Consider the following 14,732-nt stretch of genomic DNA (forward strand, 5'->3'; position numbering starts at 1 on the left):
ACTTCATCACCATGACGACACCGCAAGAACTGAAGCAAATCGTTTCCGAAGGCCTGCTCTCCTTCCCCGTGACGGATTTCGACCAACAAGGCAACTTCCGCGCGAACACGTACGCGGAGCGCCTCGAATGGCTGGCTCCTTACGGTGCTTCAGCGCTGTTCGTCGCGGGCGGCACGGGCGAGTTCTTCTCGCTGACGCAACCCGAATATTCGCAGATCGTGAAGACGGCCACCGAAGTGTGCCGCGGCAAGGTGCCGATCCTCGCCGGCGCGGGCGGCCCGACGCGCACGGCCATCGCCTTTGCGCAGGAAGCGGAGAAGCAAGGCGCGCAAGGCGTTCTGCTGATGCCGCACTATCTGACCGAAGCGTCGCAGGAAGGCATCCGCGCGCACGCCGAGGAAGTCTGCCGCGCCGTGCCGAACATGGGCGTCATCATTTACAACCGCGCGAATTCGAAGCTCAACGCCGACATGCTGGAGCAACTCGCGGATAGCTGCCCGAACCTGATCGGCTTCAAGGACGGCGTCGGCGAAATCGAGAACATGGTGACGATCCGCCGTCGCCTCGGCGACCGCTTCTCGTACTTGGGCGGCCTGCCGACGGCCGAAGTCTACGCAGCCGCGTACAAGGCGCTCGGCGTGCCGGTGTACTCGTCGGCGGTGTTCAACTTCATCCCGAAGACCGCGATGGAGTTCTATCGCGCAATCGCCGCCGACGACCACGCGACCACGGGCCGCCTGATCGACGAATTCTTCCTGCCGTACCTGAAGATCCGCAATCGCCGTGCGGGCTATGCGGTGTCGATCGTCAAGGCGGGCGCGAAACTCGTCGGCCACGATGCGGGCCCGGTGCGCGCGCCGCTGACCGATCTGACCGAAGACGAGCTCGAGCAACTCGACGTGCTCATCAAGAAGCTCGGCGCGCAGTAAAGGCACAGGCAGGAGACGGGCGAAGCGAGGACGCACGACGCCGTGTGACGCTTCGCCGATGAGGGCCGCGCGAGCGGCCCTCCGTGCATCTCGCACGTACGGAAAGAAAGGGGAAGTCCATGTCGATGAGCCGCACCGCGAATCCCGCGGACGTCATGAAGCGCACCAAGGTGCGCTATCTCATTCTGTTGCTGATCTTCGTGATCACGACGTTCAACTATGCGGACCGCGCGACCTTGTCGGTGACGGGCTCCGCGATGCGCGCCGAATTCGGTTTCGACGCGATCCGCATGGGCTACATCTTCTCGGCCTTCAGCTGGGCGTATGTGCTCTCGCAAGTGCCCGCGGGCTGGCTGCTGGATCGCTTCGGCGCGCGGCGCGTGTATGCGGCGAGCATTTTCCTGTGGTCGCTGTTCACGTTGCTGCAAAGTTCGATAGGCCTGCTCGGCAGCGCGGCGACCGCCGTGACCGCCCTCTTCGTGCTGCGCTTCGCGATGGGCGCGGCGGAAGCGCCCGCGTTTCCGGCCAATGCGAAGGTCGTCGCGAGCTGGTTCCCGACGAAAGAACGCGGCACGGCATCGGCGATCTTCAACTCGGCGCAGTACTTCGCGGCCGTCGTTTTTACGCCGTTGATGGCGTGGCTCACGCATGCTTTCGGCTGGCATCACGTCTATATCGTGATGGGCGTTGCGGGTCTCGCGCTCGCGCTGACGTGGCTCGCCGTGATGAAGAATCCGGCGGATCATCCGCGCGTGAACCGGCAGGAACTGGAGTACATCGAGGAAGGCGGCGGTCTCGTGCGCGGTCATCAGCGCGCGGGCGGCGTGGCGCGTGGCACGTCCCACAGCGTGGGCTGGCCCGTCGTCAAGCAATTGCTGACCAACCGGATGCTGCTCGGCGTGTATCTCGCGCAGTACTGCATCAACGTGTTGACGTACTTCTTCCTGACGTGGTTCCCGATCTATCTCGTGCAGGCGCGTCACATGACGATTCTGCAAGCAGGCTTCGTCGCGTCACTGCCGGCGATCTGCGGCTTCACGGGCGGCGTGCTGGGTGGCGTGATCTCCGATGGCCTCATCCGTCGCGGCAAGTCGCTCACTTTCGCGCGCAAGGTGCCGATCGTCGGCGGCATGCTGCTGTCGTCGTGCATCATCGGCTGCAATTACGTCGACACGGACTGGATCGTCGTCGCGCTGATGTCGCTGGCGTTCTTCGGCAAGGGCATCGGTGCTTTGGGATGGGCCGTGGTCGCGGATACGTCGCCGAAGGAAGCCATCGGGCTCTCGGGATCGATCTTCAACATGTTCGGCAATGTCGCGGGCATCGTGACGCCGATCGTCATCGGCTATCTCGTCGCGCAGTCGGGCTCGTTCAATGGCGCGCTGGCGTTCGTCGGGATCAATGCGCTGATCACGGTGTTCAGCTATCTCGTGATCGTGAAGGACATCAAGCGGGTGGAGTTGAGGGTCTGATCCGCTGCAAGCGATGAATCGTAAAAGCCCGTTCTGCTCATGGCAGAACGGGCTTTTGCTTTACTGCGCCCGAACCACGTCGACCCGCAACGCCTCGCCGCCATCGACGATCGCAATCAGCCGATCCACATTCGGATGCGCGCCCGGGCGATTGCGCGCATCGGCCGTATGTTCGGCGAACACGGCGAGACCATGCTCGGCGGCTTGCGCGTCCAGCGCGCCGAACGCCTGCTTCAGATAGTGATAGACCGCGAGCGAGCCCTGCTTGCCCGGCTTGTTCTCGATGCTCGCGACCACGTCACCTTTGCCATCGACCAGATCGATGCGCTCGATGCCGTCGATGGCGGGCAATTGGGCGAGGTTATCCTTGAATACGTTGCTCGGCTGGATCACGAAAAGCACTCCACGTTATGAATTGATGTTGCGGGGCGCCGTATCTTATCCGATCAACGAAAGGGCTCGATCGCGCGCATCGTCACTCGGGGATCACAGGCTCGACGAGCCGCGCGAGTTGCTCCAGCGACTCTTGCCAGCCGAGATAGCACATCTCCACCGGAATGACTTCGGGCACGCCCTCCTGAACGATGCTCAACTCGGTCCCGCACACGACCTGCTTCAACGAAACGGTGACCTGCATTTCGCCGGGCAGGTTCGGATCGTCGAAGCGGTCCGTGTAGCGAATCTTCTCGAACGGCACCAGCTCGACGTACTCGCCACCGAACGAGTGACTATTGCCCGTGCCGAAATTGCGGAACGACATCTTGTGCGTGCCGCCCTGGCGCGCATCCATGTGATGGACCTGACATGTGAAGCCGTAAGGCGGAAGCCACTTCGCGATCGCATCGGGTTCGAGGAACGCGCGATAAAGACGCTCGGGCGTCGTACGCAAGACACGGTGAAGGCGGATGGTTCCGGTGGCCATGGTGTGCTCTCCTTTCGCGGAAAAATTGGACACATCTCTACGACGATGCATCGAAGCGTGAATCGACATGCAAGGGAATCGGGAAAACCCTTGGTTCGCCTCGTTGCCGCGGAATGATACTTGCGCGCGGGTTCCCACTTGTGCCATTTCAAGGAAACGACTCCATGCCCAACATCGATCGCCGTAGCTTTCTCATGACCAGCGCAGCAGGCGCTTTCGCATCGGCGGCAGGCACGACAGCGTTCGCGCAGACAAGCAACGCCGCATCTGCATCCGCTTTCGCATCGGCCAGTGGGGCGAATGGGAAGCCGCCGCGCGTCACGCGCATTCTTGCGGACTTCATCGTAAGAACGGGCTATGGCGATCTGCCCGCGCCGGTGCGCAAGGAAGGCGTCAGGACGTTGATGAACTGGGTCGGCGTCGCGGTCGGCGGATCGCACGACGAGACCGTGAATCGCGCAGTCGCCGCGCTCACGCCGTTCTCCGGTCCGCCGCAAGCGAACCTGCTCGGACGGACCGAGCGCTTCGACATCATGAACGCGGCGTTCATCAACGGCGTGAGCAGTCATATCTTCGACTACGACGACACGCATCTGAAGACGATCATTCACCCGGCGGGACCGGTCGTGTCGGCGATATTGGCGTACTCGCAATATCGCGCCGTCACGGGCAAGGACTTTCTGAACGCGCTCGTGCTGGGCGTCGAAACGGAGTTGCGCATTGGCAATGCGGTGTATCCGAATCATTACGATGTCGGCTGGCACATCACCGGTACGTGCGGCGTGTTCGGCTCGGCGGCGGCGACGGGCAAGCTGATGGGACTGAGCGTCGAGCAGATGGTCTGGGCGCTCGGTCTCGCCGCCTCGCAGCCGGTCGGCTTGCGCGAGTCGTTCGGCTCGATGAACAAGAGCTTCAATCCCGGCCGCGCCGCCGCGAACGGCATCTTCGCGGCACTGCTCGCGGGCCAGAACTACACAAGCTCGGACGGCATGATCGAAGCCAAACGCGGCTGGGCCAACACGATCAGCACGAAGCAGGATTATCGTGAGATCACGGAGGGCCTCGGTTCGCATTGGGAATCGACGTTGAATACGTATAAGCCTTTCGCGTGCGGCATCGTCATTCATCCGTCGATCGATGCAGCGATCCAGTTGCGCAATCAGGAACACTTGAGCGCGGATCAGATCGCGCGCATCGATCTTCGCGTGCATCCACTCGTGCTCGAACTGACGGGCAAGAAGACGCCGCAGATCGGGCTCGAAGGCAAGTTCAGCATCTATCACGCGGTGGCGATCGCGATCATCGACGGCGCGGCGGGCGAGAAACAGTTCAGCGACGCCAAGGTACGCGACCCGAAGACAATCGAGCTGCGCGACAAGGTGAACGCGATCGTCGATCCGTCCATCAAGCCGGAACAGGTCGACGTGACGATCACGCTGAAGGATGGCCGCAAGCTGCACAAGTACATCGAACACGCGATCGGCAGCACGCAAGTGCCGATGACCGACAAGCAGCTCGAAACCAAGTTCTCCGATCTGGCGGACGGCATCCTCACGCCGGAGCAAACGCGCGCGCTGATCGATAAATGCTGGCACGTCGAGCAACTGGACAGCGCGAGCGAAATCGCGACTTCGGCGCTGCCGCGATGATCGTTCATCCGAAGAGCGCCAGCTCGATGTATCGGCGTTCCATCCGACGATATAAGCAAAGAACATTGACGTCGCGTTAATGCGCCCGAATACTGCGGGCTGCAGGGCGTCGCCTGCAACTGCTTAATCATCCGTCGCAAATGAATGCGTTATAGATCAGGAGAATCGATCGCGTCGCGTCTTCCATAAAACCTGTCGATGCAAGGAAACGTCAATGATGAATGCCTTGTCCGTGAGCTTCGCCATGAAAGCTGCCGTTGCAGTCTCCACTGTCACGTTCGCGATGTGCGCGAGCGCCGTCGAGCCGATCAAGATCACGCTAGCCAATTGGGCCGATACGCAGGCGGTCGTCTATACCGCGAAGTACGTTCTCGAAACGAAGCTGCAACAACCCGTTACCCTGACCACGGCGGACCTCGGCATTCAGTTTCAGGGCATCGCGCGCGGCGATGTGGACCTGATGCTCGGCGCGTGGCTTCCGGTCACGCACGCGGCCTACTACGCGCGCTTCAAGAACGACATGGAAGATCTCGGCGTCATCTATTCCGGCGCGAAGATCGGCTGGGCGGTGCCGGATTACGTGCCCGAGAGCGAAGTGGCGTCCATCGGCGATCTGAACAAGCCCGAAGTCAAGAGCAAGTTGAACAGCACGATTCAGGGCATCGAACCGGGCGCGGGCGAGATGGTCGCTTCGGAAAAGGCGCTGAAGGAATACGACCTCGCCGGATATAACCTCATTCGCGCAAGCGAGGCCGGCATGTTGACCGCCGTTGCGCGCGCGTATCAATCGAAGAGCTGGATCGTCGCGACGGTGTGGAGTCCGCACTGGCTCTGGCAGAAGTACAAGATGCGTTATCTGAAAGATCCCAAGGGCGTGCTCGGCGGCGACGAGCAGATTCACGGCTTCTCTTCCAAGCAGTTCGCGACGAAATTTCCGCGCGCGAATGTCTTCATCCGGCACTTCAAGCTGACGCTGGCCGATGTCGAATCGATCGAGCTCGACGGCAACGCATCGAACGACTGGAGCGCGGCGGCGAAGAAGTTCGTCGACAGCCATCCCGAGAAGGTCCAGGCGTGGCTCCAGCAATAGGCGCGAAGCCGCGCCCGGCCTTGCACGCCGGGCGCGGCGGCGTCGTCGGAGCGCCGATTACCTAGGTAATTGGCACGTATGGACCTAAGTAATTTGAGCACTTACGCTCCTTTCAATCCGGATCGAATCCGACACGCGAAAGGGGTGAAGCGCCATGCCACATCAAGCAACTCACGAGGTCGATACCAAAACGCTGAGACGTGTCATCGCGGCGGCGTCGATCGGAAACTTTGTCGAATGGTTTGATTTCGCGGCGTACGGCTTTCTCGCGACCATCCTGACGCGCGAGTTCTTTCCCAGTGGCGATCCCACGGTCGGTCTCCTGAAGACGTTCGCGGTCTTCGCGGTCGCCTTCGCATTCCGTCCGCTCGGCGGCCTCTTCTTCGGCGTGGTCGGCGACCGCATCGGCCGCAAGCGCACGCTCGCTTTCACCATCCTGTTGATGGCCGGCGCCACGACGCTGATCGGGCTGCTGCCGACTTATGCGAGCATCGGCTATTGGGCGCCGCTGCTTCTCACGATCATCCGCTGCGTGCAGGGCTTTTCCGCAGGCGGGGAATACGCGGGCGCGTGCGCCTATGTGATGGAGCACGCGCCGCGCCGACGCCGCGCGTTCTTCGGCAGCTTCGTTCCGGTCTCGACGTTCTCTTCGTTCGCATGCGCGGCCGTTGTCGCCTATGCGCTCGAATCGTCGCTTTCGCCCGCGGCGATGGTCGACTGGGGCTGGCGCGTGCCGTTCCTGATCGCGGCGCCGGTCGGTCTCATCGGCGTGTATCTGCGCGTGAATCTGCACGAGACGCCGGCATTCCAGGCGCTCGAAGGCAAGCATGAAGTCGCGCATGCGCCGCTGATGGAAACCCTGCATTCGCAGTCCGGAAACATTCTGAAGCTCGGCGCATTCGTTTCGGTGACGGCGCTTTCGTTCTACACGTTCACGACGTATTTCGCGACCTACATGCAGGTCGCCGGACATCTGACGCGCGGAACATCGCTTCTCGTGACCGTGCTCGCGCTCTTCTTCGCCGCGGCGCTGTGCCCGCTCGCCGGTCTGTTCTCCGACCTCGTGGGCCGCCGCGCGACGATCGCGACGACGTGCATCTTCATCATCGTCTCGGTCTATCCCGCCTTCGCGCTCGGCGGATCGGGAAATCTGTCGCCTTCGCTGCTCGGCGTGGCGCTGCTCGCGGTGGGCGCGGTGCTTTCGGGCGTGGTCACTGCTCCGCTTCTTTCGGAAGTGTTCGCGACGAAGACGCGATACACCGCATCCGCGATCACATACAACCTCGCGTACACGATCTTCGGCGGCACCGCGCCGCTCGTCGCGACCTGGCTGATCGCGGAAACGGGAACGAATCTGTCGCCGGCGTATTACCTGATCGCCGTATCCATCTTCGCGATGATCGGCGGCCTCTCGCTGCGCGAAACGTCGAAGACCGCGCTCGAAGAAGCAGGTTCGTCGAACAAGAGCGCAAGCAGTGGCCCGGCCGTCGAGCGCGGCATCAAGAGAACCATCTGAACGGATACACGCGATGAATAGCCTTCACGATTCGAGCATCATCATCGACGGACTGAACATCTCGAAGTTCGAGCGCTCCGTATTCGAAGACATGCGAAAGGGCGGCGTCACCGCCGTGAACTGCACCGTGTCGGTGTGGGAAGACTTCCAGAAGACCATCGATAACATCGCGGAAATGAAGCAGCAGATCCGCGAATACAGCGAGATTCTGACGCTCGTACGCACGACCGACGATATCCTGCGCGCGAAGAAGGAGAACAAGACCGGCATCATCTTGGGCTTTCAGAACGCGTATGCGTTCGAGGATAACTTAGGCTATATCGAGGTGTTCAAGGAGCTGGGCGTGAATGTGGTCCAGCTTTGCTATAACACGCAGAATCTCGTCGGCACGGGTTCTTATGAACCGGATGGCGGCTTGTCGGGATATGGCCGCGAAGTGATTCAGGAGATGAATCGCGTCGGCATCATGGTCGATCTTTCGCATGTGGGCGCGAAGACTTCTTCCGATGCGATCGCCTGCTCGAAGAAACCCGTCACCTACTCGCACTGCTGCCCTTATACGTTGAAAGAGCATCCGCGCAACAAGACGGATGAGCAATTGAAGGAGATTGCCGAAGCGAACGGTTTCGTCGGCGTGACCATGTTCATGCCCTTCCTGAGACGAGGCGCCGATGCGACCGTCGACGATTATCTCGAAGCTATCGAATACGTCATCGATCTTATCGGTGAAGACAAGGTCGGTATCGGAACGGACTTCACGCAAGGCTATAGCACCGAGTTCTTCGACTGGATCACGCATGACAAGGGCCGTTATCGCCGTCTGACGAACTTCGGCAAGGTCGTGAATCCGGAAGGCATTCGCACGATCGGCGAGTTTCCGAACATCACCGCCGCGATGCAAAAGGCCGGCTGGAGCGAATCTCGCATCAGGAAAGTGATGGGCGAAAACTGGCTGCGCGTATTCGGTGAAGTCTGGAACGGTTGAAGCGAAAGTCCGTGCGAAAAGTGCCGAACCTCGGTGTTACAGTAACTTTTCGCCAGACGCGACAATCTTCCCGACATGACCGATTCGCCCAAGCTCGACTACGAGGACTTGTTCAGGCATTTGCCCGTGGCCGTCATCGTCGCGAGAGAGCGGATCATGGTCGACTGCAATGCACGCGCGCTGGAACTCTTCAGGGCAAAACGCAGCGATATCATCGAGCAGTCGTTCTCGAAGCTCTATCCCGAGCAGAAGGATTTCACCACCACCGGTCATCGTCTGGCGCCGCTGCTTGCAAAGCATGCCGTATTCAGCGATGACCGCATCATGCGGCGCGTCGACGGAAGCTACTTCTGGGTGACGGTCGGCGGCTTCGGCTATAACCCGAAGCGGCCTTTCGAGCTTGCGGTCTGGACGTTCACGGATCTGTCGCAAGGCACGAAGCAATCAGACAACGCAAGCCTGCTGACCGAGCGCGAGCGCGACGTCGCCGCGCTGCTCGTGCATGGCATGACGAGCAAGGAGATCGGCAAGGAGTTGAACATCAGCCCGCGCACGGTCGACATCCATCGTGCAAGCCTGCTGCGCAAATACGGCGCGCGAGCCACACAAGACCTGATCGCGCGGCTCCTGGCCTGAATCGGCGCGAACTGCCGCAATATTCAGACGAAAGCGCTCGCGTAAAGAAGCATTTTCCGATGCCGATAACCTGAAGCAGAAGGAGCCGGACGCCAGATCGTTCGCGCCTTTTCGACATTCATAACGCGTGTTCCGCAGCCATACGGCGCGGGCCAACGACATCCGGAAGAGAAAGAAGAAATGGTCTTCAGTTACAGGGACATGATGGTCACGCCGGCGGCGGTCCGGCACGGCGACGCGTTTGCCGCGACGGCGCGAATCCAGGATTTGAACGGGATGGAGCGTTCGGTGCGCTTGGCCGGCGAGTTTCCGAACGTGGAAGAAGCGATCCGCTATGCGATTGCGGCCGGCTTCGAATATATCGATTACGAGCAAAGCTGCTGAACTCCGCGAGGCGCGCCGCGTCCGCGACGCACCTCGAAGCTACGCATCGAGGGAAGCGTTGCGCTTCCCCTGGCTCGTCAACTCAGCTTGACCGAGGTTGCATCGGCGGTCAGATAGCCCACCGCCGCGCCGTAGCGATCCTTGTAGTTCGCGCGGATCAGCGGATCGAGCGTCGCCTGCACCTTCGAATGCAGCGGCGTTTCCCAGTCGCCCGCATGCTGGAAGTTGCTCATGACGTAGGTCCAGCCGTTGATCTCGTCGACCGCGTGCAGGCCCGTCGATTCAGCGCCCGACGGCGCCGACAGAATGCGCGACAGCGACTTCGTATCGACGTTGTATGCCCACAGGAAGTTGTTGACGTGCCGGCCGCTGTCTTCGCCGATGAACAACGTGCGCAGCTTCTCGGAGAACTTGAGGTTATCCGGATTCGCGATGCGCTCCGGGTTGCCGATGTTGCCGAGCGCATCGGCGGAAATGTCTTCGCCGACGAGCGCGGCGGGCGCGGCCATGTCGACCGGAACCCATTCGCTGTTGATCGCCGCGCCGGTCAGATCCTTCTGTCCGCCCTTCAGATTGAACGCGTACACCGCGCCGGAGTTGATGGTCTTGTCGACGGCGAATTCGGCCGCGTGCGCGTCGCCCTTGACCATCGACTTGACGATCTGCGACATCGCCGAGTACACGATCTTGTCCTTCGCGTTGACCGTCGTGCCTTCGAGCTTCGTGAAGCACATGCTCGCGCCGCGCAATGCCGCGTAGCGATGCGTCTCCAGAAACGCGGCCGCCTTCTCCATGCCCGGCTTGATGCGAATCCAGTTGAACGCGCCGTTGTAGTTGATGCGCGTATAGCTCGCATCGAGCGTCGCGCCGACGGTCGCATCGCTGACGACATCCATGATGTCGGCGAGCGTCAGCGTGTTGGCGAGGTTCTCGATTTCATCGCTCGTCGCGTGGCCGAGGTTCATCCACGTCAGATTGGCCGAGCCCGCGCCCGCCGATGACGTCATCGCGCATTTCGCGACGTAAAGCGTGCCGGCCGAAAGATCAGCTTCCTTGTCCGCGACGAACATGAAGACGCCGCCGTTGGTCGCGTCGTCGCCCATCATGACGGTGCGCTTGTCGGGCATCACTTGAATCAGCTCGTGCGAGATGCGGCCGAGGCAATAGTGCTTCTTGATCGTGCCGGTGCCGTCCGGGTTGACGGTGACTTCGGGCACATGGCCGTAGTGATACGGACGGGCCTTCGTTTGATCGCCGTAAAGGTTCCGGCTATACGCGAGGAACTGCGCGTCCTTCGAGCCGAGCGCCGCATCCGGCTCGTACTCTTCGCTCGACAAATGCGTGTTCCACGGCGAGAGGCTCGCGCCGCACGTGATCCACAGACCGTTCGCCTTCGACGTATCGACGTTCGCGTAGCTCACGAGCGTCAGCTTGCCGGTGGCCGGATCCTGATCGAGCGTCAGCACGGCGATCGGCGACGGCAGGCGGCCGTACATGCTCGCGGCGTTCTGGTCGCGCGTCGTGTATTCGAACTGCACGACGGCGAACACGGCGTTGCCCTTCACGCCCTTGACGGTCGTCTTGTCGAGCTTGATGAGCGACGTGCCGTCCGGGCAGTCCGAGAAGAACTGGCGCTCCTTGCCCGCCACCGACTTGTCGATGATCGGCTGATTGTCGATATCGAAATAGCCGCCCGCGACGATGGTGCCGCCGGCCGTGTTCGGCACGACATCGCCCGTCACGAAGAACGGCTGATACGCGAGCTTGTACGCGCGATTGCTGCCGTCGCTGAAGTTCACGGTCATGGTCGAGCCGACGGTGGTCTTCGCCATCGCCGCGGGATCGGCGAGCGTCGGCGCGGCCATGCTGCTGAACGTCGCCGTGGTGAACGCAGCCGTCGACGCGGGCGCGGACGCGTTCGTCGCCGCGTTGCTGTCGCTGCCGCCGCATGCGGTGGCGAGCAGCGAAGCGGCGGTCGCGCCGCCGAGCGGCAGCATCGGTGCGCCGGCGAGAATCTTGAGAGCTTTGCGGCGGGAGAGGTCGAGTGGCAGCGCCATGTGTGGTTCGAGTCCTTGATCGTGGGTTTGTACCGGCGATGAATGTCCCTGCTTCGGGCCGTTGCAGCCCGATGTGCCGGTTGACGCGCTACTTTAGGAAAGAAATGTGAAATTTGTTTGACAGGACGCTGTAATCTCTTGATTCCTCGACCGGAACGTAGAAATGTCCGCTGAGGCTTTGCCATCGGGCCGCTGGACCGACGGTTCCGATTCCGGCGGCGGCAATTTCAACGCCAACCAGGGCGCGCATTACGTCGTCGGCAATCCGCTGACACTCGCCAAACGCACGGGCACCCTCGCCTGCACCAATCTGATGGCCACGTCGCCCGATCGGATCCGACAGCAACGCAAGCGTCACGAAGGACACCGTCTTCGCGGGCGGACAGGTCATGGGCGGCGGTATGAACGTCATGTCGCGGCTGATGGGCAACAATGCGACGCATCCTCTCATCGCGATCGTGTACGCCGCGAAGCTGCCCAACACGGGAGACGTCACCGGCGCCGTCGTGCTGGCGTGCTGGCGTGCAACCGATCGCCGCGCGACCGTTCTGATCGCATCGCGAAGAAAGGCCACTCATCAGTGGCCTTTTTTTGGCTTCCAGTCTTGCGAAGGCGGCGCGTTCCCCACACGCTCCGACAATCAAACCACGCGCTTCCCGCAACTGACGCAGTACCGCGCGCCCGCCTGGATCGACGTGCCGCACGTCGGGCATCGGCTGGGATCGAGCGGCGTGTCGCACTGCTTGCAGACGGCCGTGTCCGGCGGATTCGACTTGCGGCATTGCGGGCAGATCACATCGGGCGGCAGCGGCGGAATCGAGCCGGGATGACGGCCCCACGATTCATCGCCGTCGTATTCCTGATAGCCGTCCCGATGACGCCGGTCATGCTCTCTCCGATGGCTGCCGTGCCCGCCGTGCCCGCCGTGCCCGCCATGTCCGCCGAAGTGACCGTTCTCGAACAGCTTCCGCAAGAAACTCATGATTTGCTCCTTTTGCTGGTGAGGTGCTCAGTTGAAGCGCTTATGCAGAATGCGCAGCCCGTTGCCGACGACAAGCAGGCTTGCGCCGACATCCGCGAACACGGCCATCCACATCGAACCGAGTCCGGCCACGGCGAGCGCGAGAAACACGCCCTTCACGACGAGCGCGAACGCGATGTTCTGCACGAGAATCGCGTGCGTCGCCGACGAAAGACGGATAAACGCGGCGATCTTGCGCAGGTCGTCGTCCATCAGCGCGACGTCGGCGGTTTCGATGGCCGTATCGGTGCCCATCGCGCCCATCGCGAAACCGATGTCCGCGCGCGCCAGCGCAGGCGCGTCGTTGATGCCGTCGCCGGCCATGCCGACCGCGCCGCCGTCCGAGCCGAGACTTTCGATGGTGCGCAGCTTGTCCTCGGGCAACTGGCCCGCCTCGACGCGATCGATGCCGACCGCGCTCGCGATGGCGCGCGCCGTGTGCGGGTTATCGCCCGAGAGCATCGCCGTCTGCACGCCGAGCGCGTGAAGCCGGGCGATCGCGTCGCGGCTCGATTCCTTCACGGTGTCCGCCACGGCGAAAAGCCCGAGGACGTTGTCCGCATCGGCGAGCATCACGACGGTCCTGCCTTCACGCTCCAGCGCTTCAGCCCGGCGCTTCGCATGGCTCGCGCCGCGTCCGATGTCTTCCATCATTCGCTGATTGCCGAGCCAGTAAGCACGGCCTTCGACGACACCGCGAACGCCGCGCCCCGGCACCGCTTCGAACGCCTCCACCGCGATGCGCGGCCCGCCGTCCTGGCTCGCGGCCTGCGCGATCGCGAGCGAAACCGGATGATCGGAACGGCCCGCGAGACTCGCCGCGATCGCGCGCACGCGGCCTTCGTCCATGCTCCGGTCGAGCAGCGCGAAATGCGTCTGCACCGGCTTGCCGTGCGTGATCGTGCCGGTCTTGTCGAACGCGAGCCAGCGCAGGCGCCGTCCGCGTTCGAGAAAGGTTCCGCCCTTCACGAGGATGCCGTGCCGCGCCGCCGCGGCGAGTCCGCTGACGATCGTCACCGGCGTCGAGATGACGAGCGCGCACGGACACGCGATGACGAGCAGCACGAGCGCGCGATAGATCCACGCGTACCACAACTCGTCGAACGCGAGCGGCGGCACGACCGCGACCGCTATCGCCACGAGAAGCACGAGCGGCGTATAGATGCGCGCGAAACGATCGACGAAACGTTGCGTCGGCGCCTTCGCACCTTGCGCGCTTTCGATCGCGCGGATGATGCGCGCAAGCGTCGTGTCCTTCGCCGCCGCCGATACGCGAAACTCGAACGAGCCGGTTTCGTTGACGGTGCCCGCGAACACATCGTCGCCCGGCGACTTTTCGACGGGCAGGCTTTCGCCGGTGATCGGCGCCTGGTTGACGGCGGAGCGCCCGGACGTGACGACGCCATCCAGCGCGATGCGCTCGCCCGGCCGCACGCGCACGACGGCGCCGCGCGTGACCGCGCTCGCTTCCATCGCGCGCCACAGGCCGTCGGCTTGCAGAACGGTCGCCGTGTCGGGCGCGAGCTTCATGAGTCCCGCGATCGCGTTGCGCGCCCTTTGCAGCGACTTCGCCTCGATGAGTTCGGCGATCGTGAAAAGCGCCATGACCATCGCGGCTTCCGGCCACTGTCCGATGACCATCGCGCCGGTCACGGCGATGCTCATCAGCGCGTTGATGTTGAGGTTGCCGTTGCTGATGGCGATGAAGCCCTTGCGATACGTCGAGAAGCCGCACGAAGCGATCGCGGCGAGCGCGAGCGCGACGACGAGCCAGGACGGTCCGCCGAACCCGCTCGCAGCCTCCGACGCCGCCGCCGCAACGCACGCGAAGGCGAGCATCCACAGCGCGCGCTTGCCTGCGGGCGCGTCGTTGCGGGGTTCGGTGCGCGGCGTGAAGCCCAGTGCGCGCAACGCATCGAGAACGGATGCGAGCGCGTTGGCATCGTGTTCGACGGTCAGCACGCGACGCAGCAGATTGAACTCGACCGATCCGACTCCCGGCATGCCCGCGAGCTTCTTGCGGATCAGCGTCTCTTCGGTCGGACAATCCATCTCGTCGATGACGATCTCC

Annotated in this window: 14 protein-coding genes; 8 read left to right on the forward strand and 6 right to left on the reverse strand. The window is 62.6% G+C overall.

The window, feature by feature from the left end:
* Nucleotides 1-11 precede the first annotated feature (11 nt).
* Together kdgD and BG60_RS20560 are read left to right on the forward strand one after the other, a co-directional pair.
* Nucleotides 12-929 (forward strand): 5-dehydro-4-deoxyglucarate dehydratase, encoded by a 918-nt coding sequence (gene kdgD / locus BG60_RS20555; protein WP_008348545.1) that lies wholly within the window; start codon nt 12-14, stop codon nt 927-929.
* 119 nt (nt 930-1,048) lie between these two features.
* Nucleotides 1,049-2,401 (forward strand): MFS transporter, encoded by a 1,353-nt coding sequence (locus BG60_RS20560; protein ID WP_008348547.1) that lies wholly within the window; start codon nt 1,049-1,051, stop codon nt 2,399-2,401.
* A 60-nt stretch (nt 2,402-2,461) separates the two neighbouring features.
* Here BG60_RS20560 and BG60_RS20565 read toward each other — a convergent pair whose 3' ends face one another.
* The gene (locus BG60_RS20565) at nt 2,462-2,794 is read right to left on the reverse strand and encodes a DUF2322 family protein (RefSeq protein WP_008348548.1); all 333 of its coding nucleotides are present in this window, start codon (nt 2,792-2,794) and stop codon (nt 2,462-2,464) included.
* An 82-nt stretch (nt 2,795-2,876) separates the two neighbouring features.
* The gene (locus BG60_RS20570; protein WP_008348550.1) at nt 2,877-3,323 is read right to left on the reverse strand and encodes an SRPBCC family protein; all 447 of its coding nucleotides are present in this window, start codon (nt 3,321-3,323) and stop codon (nt 2,877-2,879) included.
* Between the two features lie 164 nt (nt 3,324-3,487).
* On the opposite strand from BG60_RS20570, the gene BG60_RS20575 reads away from it, so the two are divergent.
* The 6 genes from BG60_RS20575 to BG60_RS20600 all read left to right on the forward strand — a co-directional run bounded on the left by BG60_RS20575 (nt 3,488) and on the right by BG60_RS20600 (nt 9,583).
* Complete coding sequence (locus tag BG60_RS20575; RefSeq protein ID WP_034472580.1) at nt 3,488-4,972, forward strand: MmgE/PrpD family protein; 1,485 nt, start codon at nt 3,488-3,490, stop codon at nt 4,970-4,972.
* Nucleotides 4,973-5,186: 214 nt separating this feature from the next.
* Nucleotides 5,187-6,062 carry a glycine betaine ABC transporter substrate-binding protein gene (locus BG60_RS20580; RefSeq protein WP_008348553.1) on the forward strand — a complete coding sequence of 292 codons (876 nt, stop codon included), beginning with the start codon at nt 5,187-5,189 and terminating at the stop codon, nt 6,060-6,062.
* Nucleotides 6,063-6,216: 154 nt separating this feature from the next.
* A complete protein-coding gene (locus BG60_RS20585) occupies nt 6,217-7,578 on the forward strand; it encodes an MFS transporter (RefSeq protein WP_008348555.1) in 1,362 nt (453 codons plus the stop codon).
* 13 nt (nt 7,579-7,591) lie between these two features.
* Nucleotides 7,592-8,563, forward strand: coding sequence for a dipeptidase (locus BG60_RS20590; protein ID WP_008348557.1), 972 nt, complete (start codon nt 7,592-7,594; stop codon nt 8,561-8,563).
* 75 nt (nt 8,564-8,638) lie between these two features.
* On the forward strand, nt 8,639-9,199 hold the full coding sequence (locus BG60_RS20595; protein WP_008348559.1) for a PAS and helix-turn-helix domain-containing protein: 561 nt from the start codon (nt 8,639-8,641) through the stop codon (nt 9,197-9,199).
* 204 nt (nt 9,200-9,403) lie between these two features.
* On the forward strand, nt 9,404-9,583 hold the full coding sequence (locus BG60_RS20600; RefSeq protein WP_241484872.1) for a hypothetical protein: 180 nt from the start codon (nt 9,404-9,406) through the stop codon (nt 9,581-9,583).
* Between the two features lie 77 nt (nt 9,584-9,660).
* On the opposite strand, the gene BG60_RS20605 is transcribed toward BG60_RS20600, so the two are convergent.
* From BG60_RS20605 to BG60_RS20620, 4 genes are all read right to left on the reverse strand, one after another.
* Nucleotides 9,661-11,640 carry a PhoX family protein gene (locus BG60_RS20605; protein ID WP_034472583.1) on the reverse strand — a complete coding sequence of 660 codons (1,980 nt, stop codon included), beginning with the start codon at nt 11,638-11,640 and terminating at the stop codon, nt 9,661-9,663.
* 88 nt (nt 11,641-11,728) lie between these two features.
* Nucleotides 11,729-12,214, reverse strand: a complete 486-nt coding sequence (locus BG60_RS37010) for a hypothetical protein (protein ID WP_075583525.1) — start codon at nt 12,212-12,214, stop codon at nt 11,729-11,731.
* A gap of 66 nt (nt 12,215-12,280) precedes the next feature.
* Entirely contained in the window at nt 12,281-12,622 is a 342-nt protein-coding gene (locus tag BG60_RS37015; protein WP_075583526.1) for a double zinc ribbon domain-containing protein, read from the reverse strand.
* Between the two features lie 27 nt (nt 12,623-12,649).
* Nucleotides 12,650-14,713 carry a heavy metal translocating P-type ATPase gene (locus BG60_RS20620; protein ID WP_008348566.1) on the reverse strand — a complete coding sequence of 688 codons (2,064 nt, stop codon included), beginning with the start codon at nt 14,711-14,713 and terminating at the stop codon, nt 12,650-12,652.
* Nucleotides 14,714-14,732 lie beyond the last annotated feature (19 nt).

Source organism: Caballeronia zhejiangensis (genome assembly GCF_000698575.1).
Taxonomy (GTDB): Bacteria; Pseudomonadota; Gammaproteobacteria; order Burkholderiales; family Burkholderiaceae; genus Caballeronia; species Caballeronia zhejiangensis.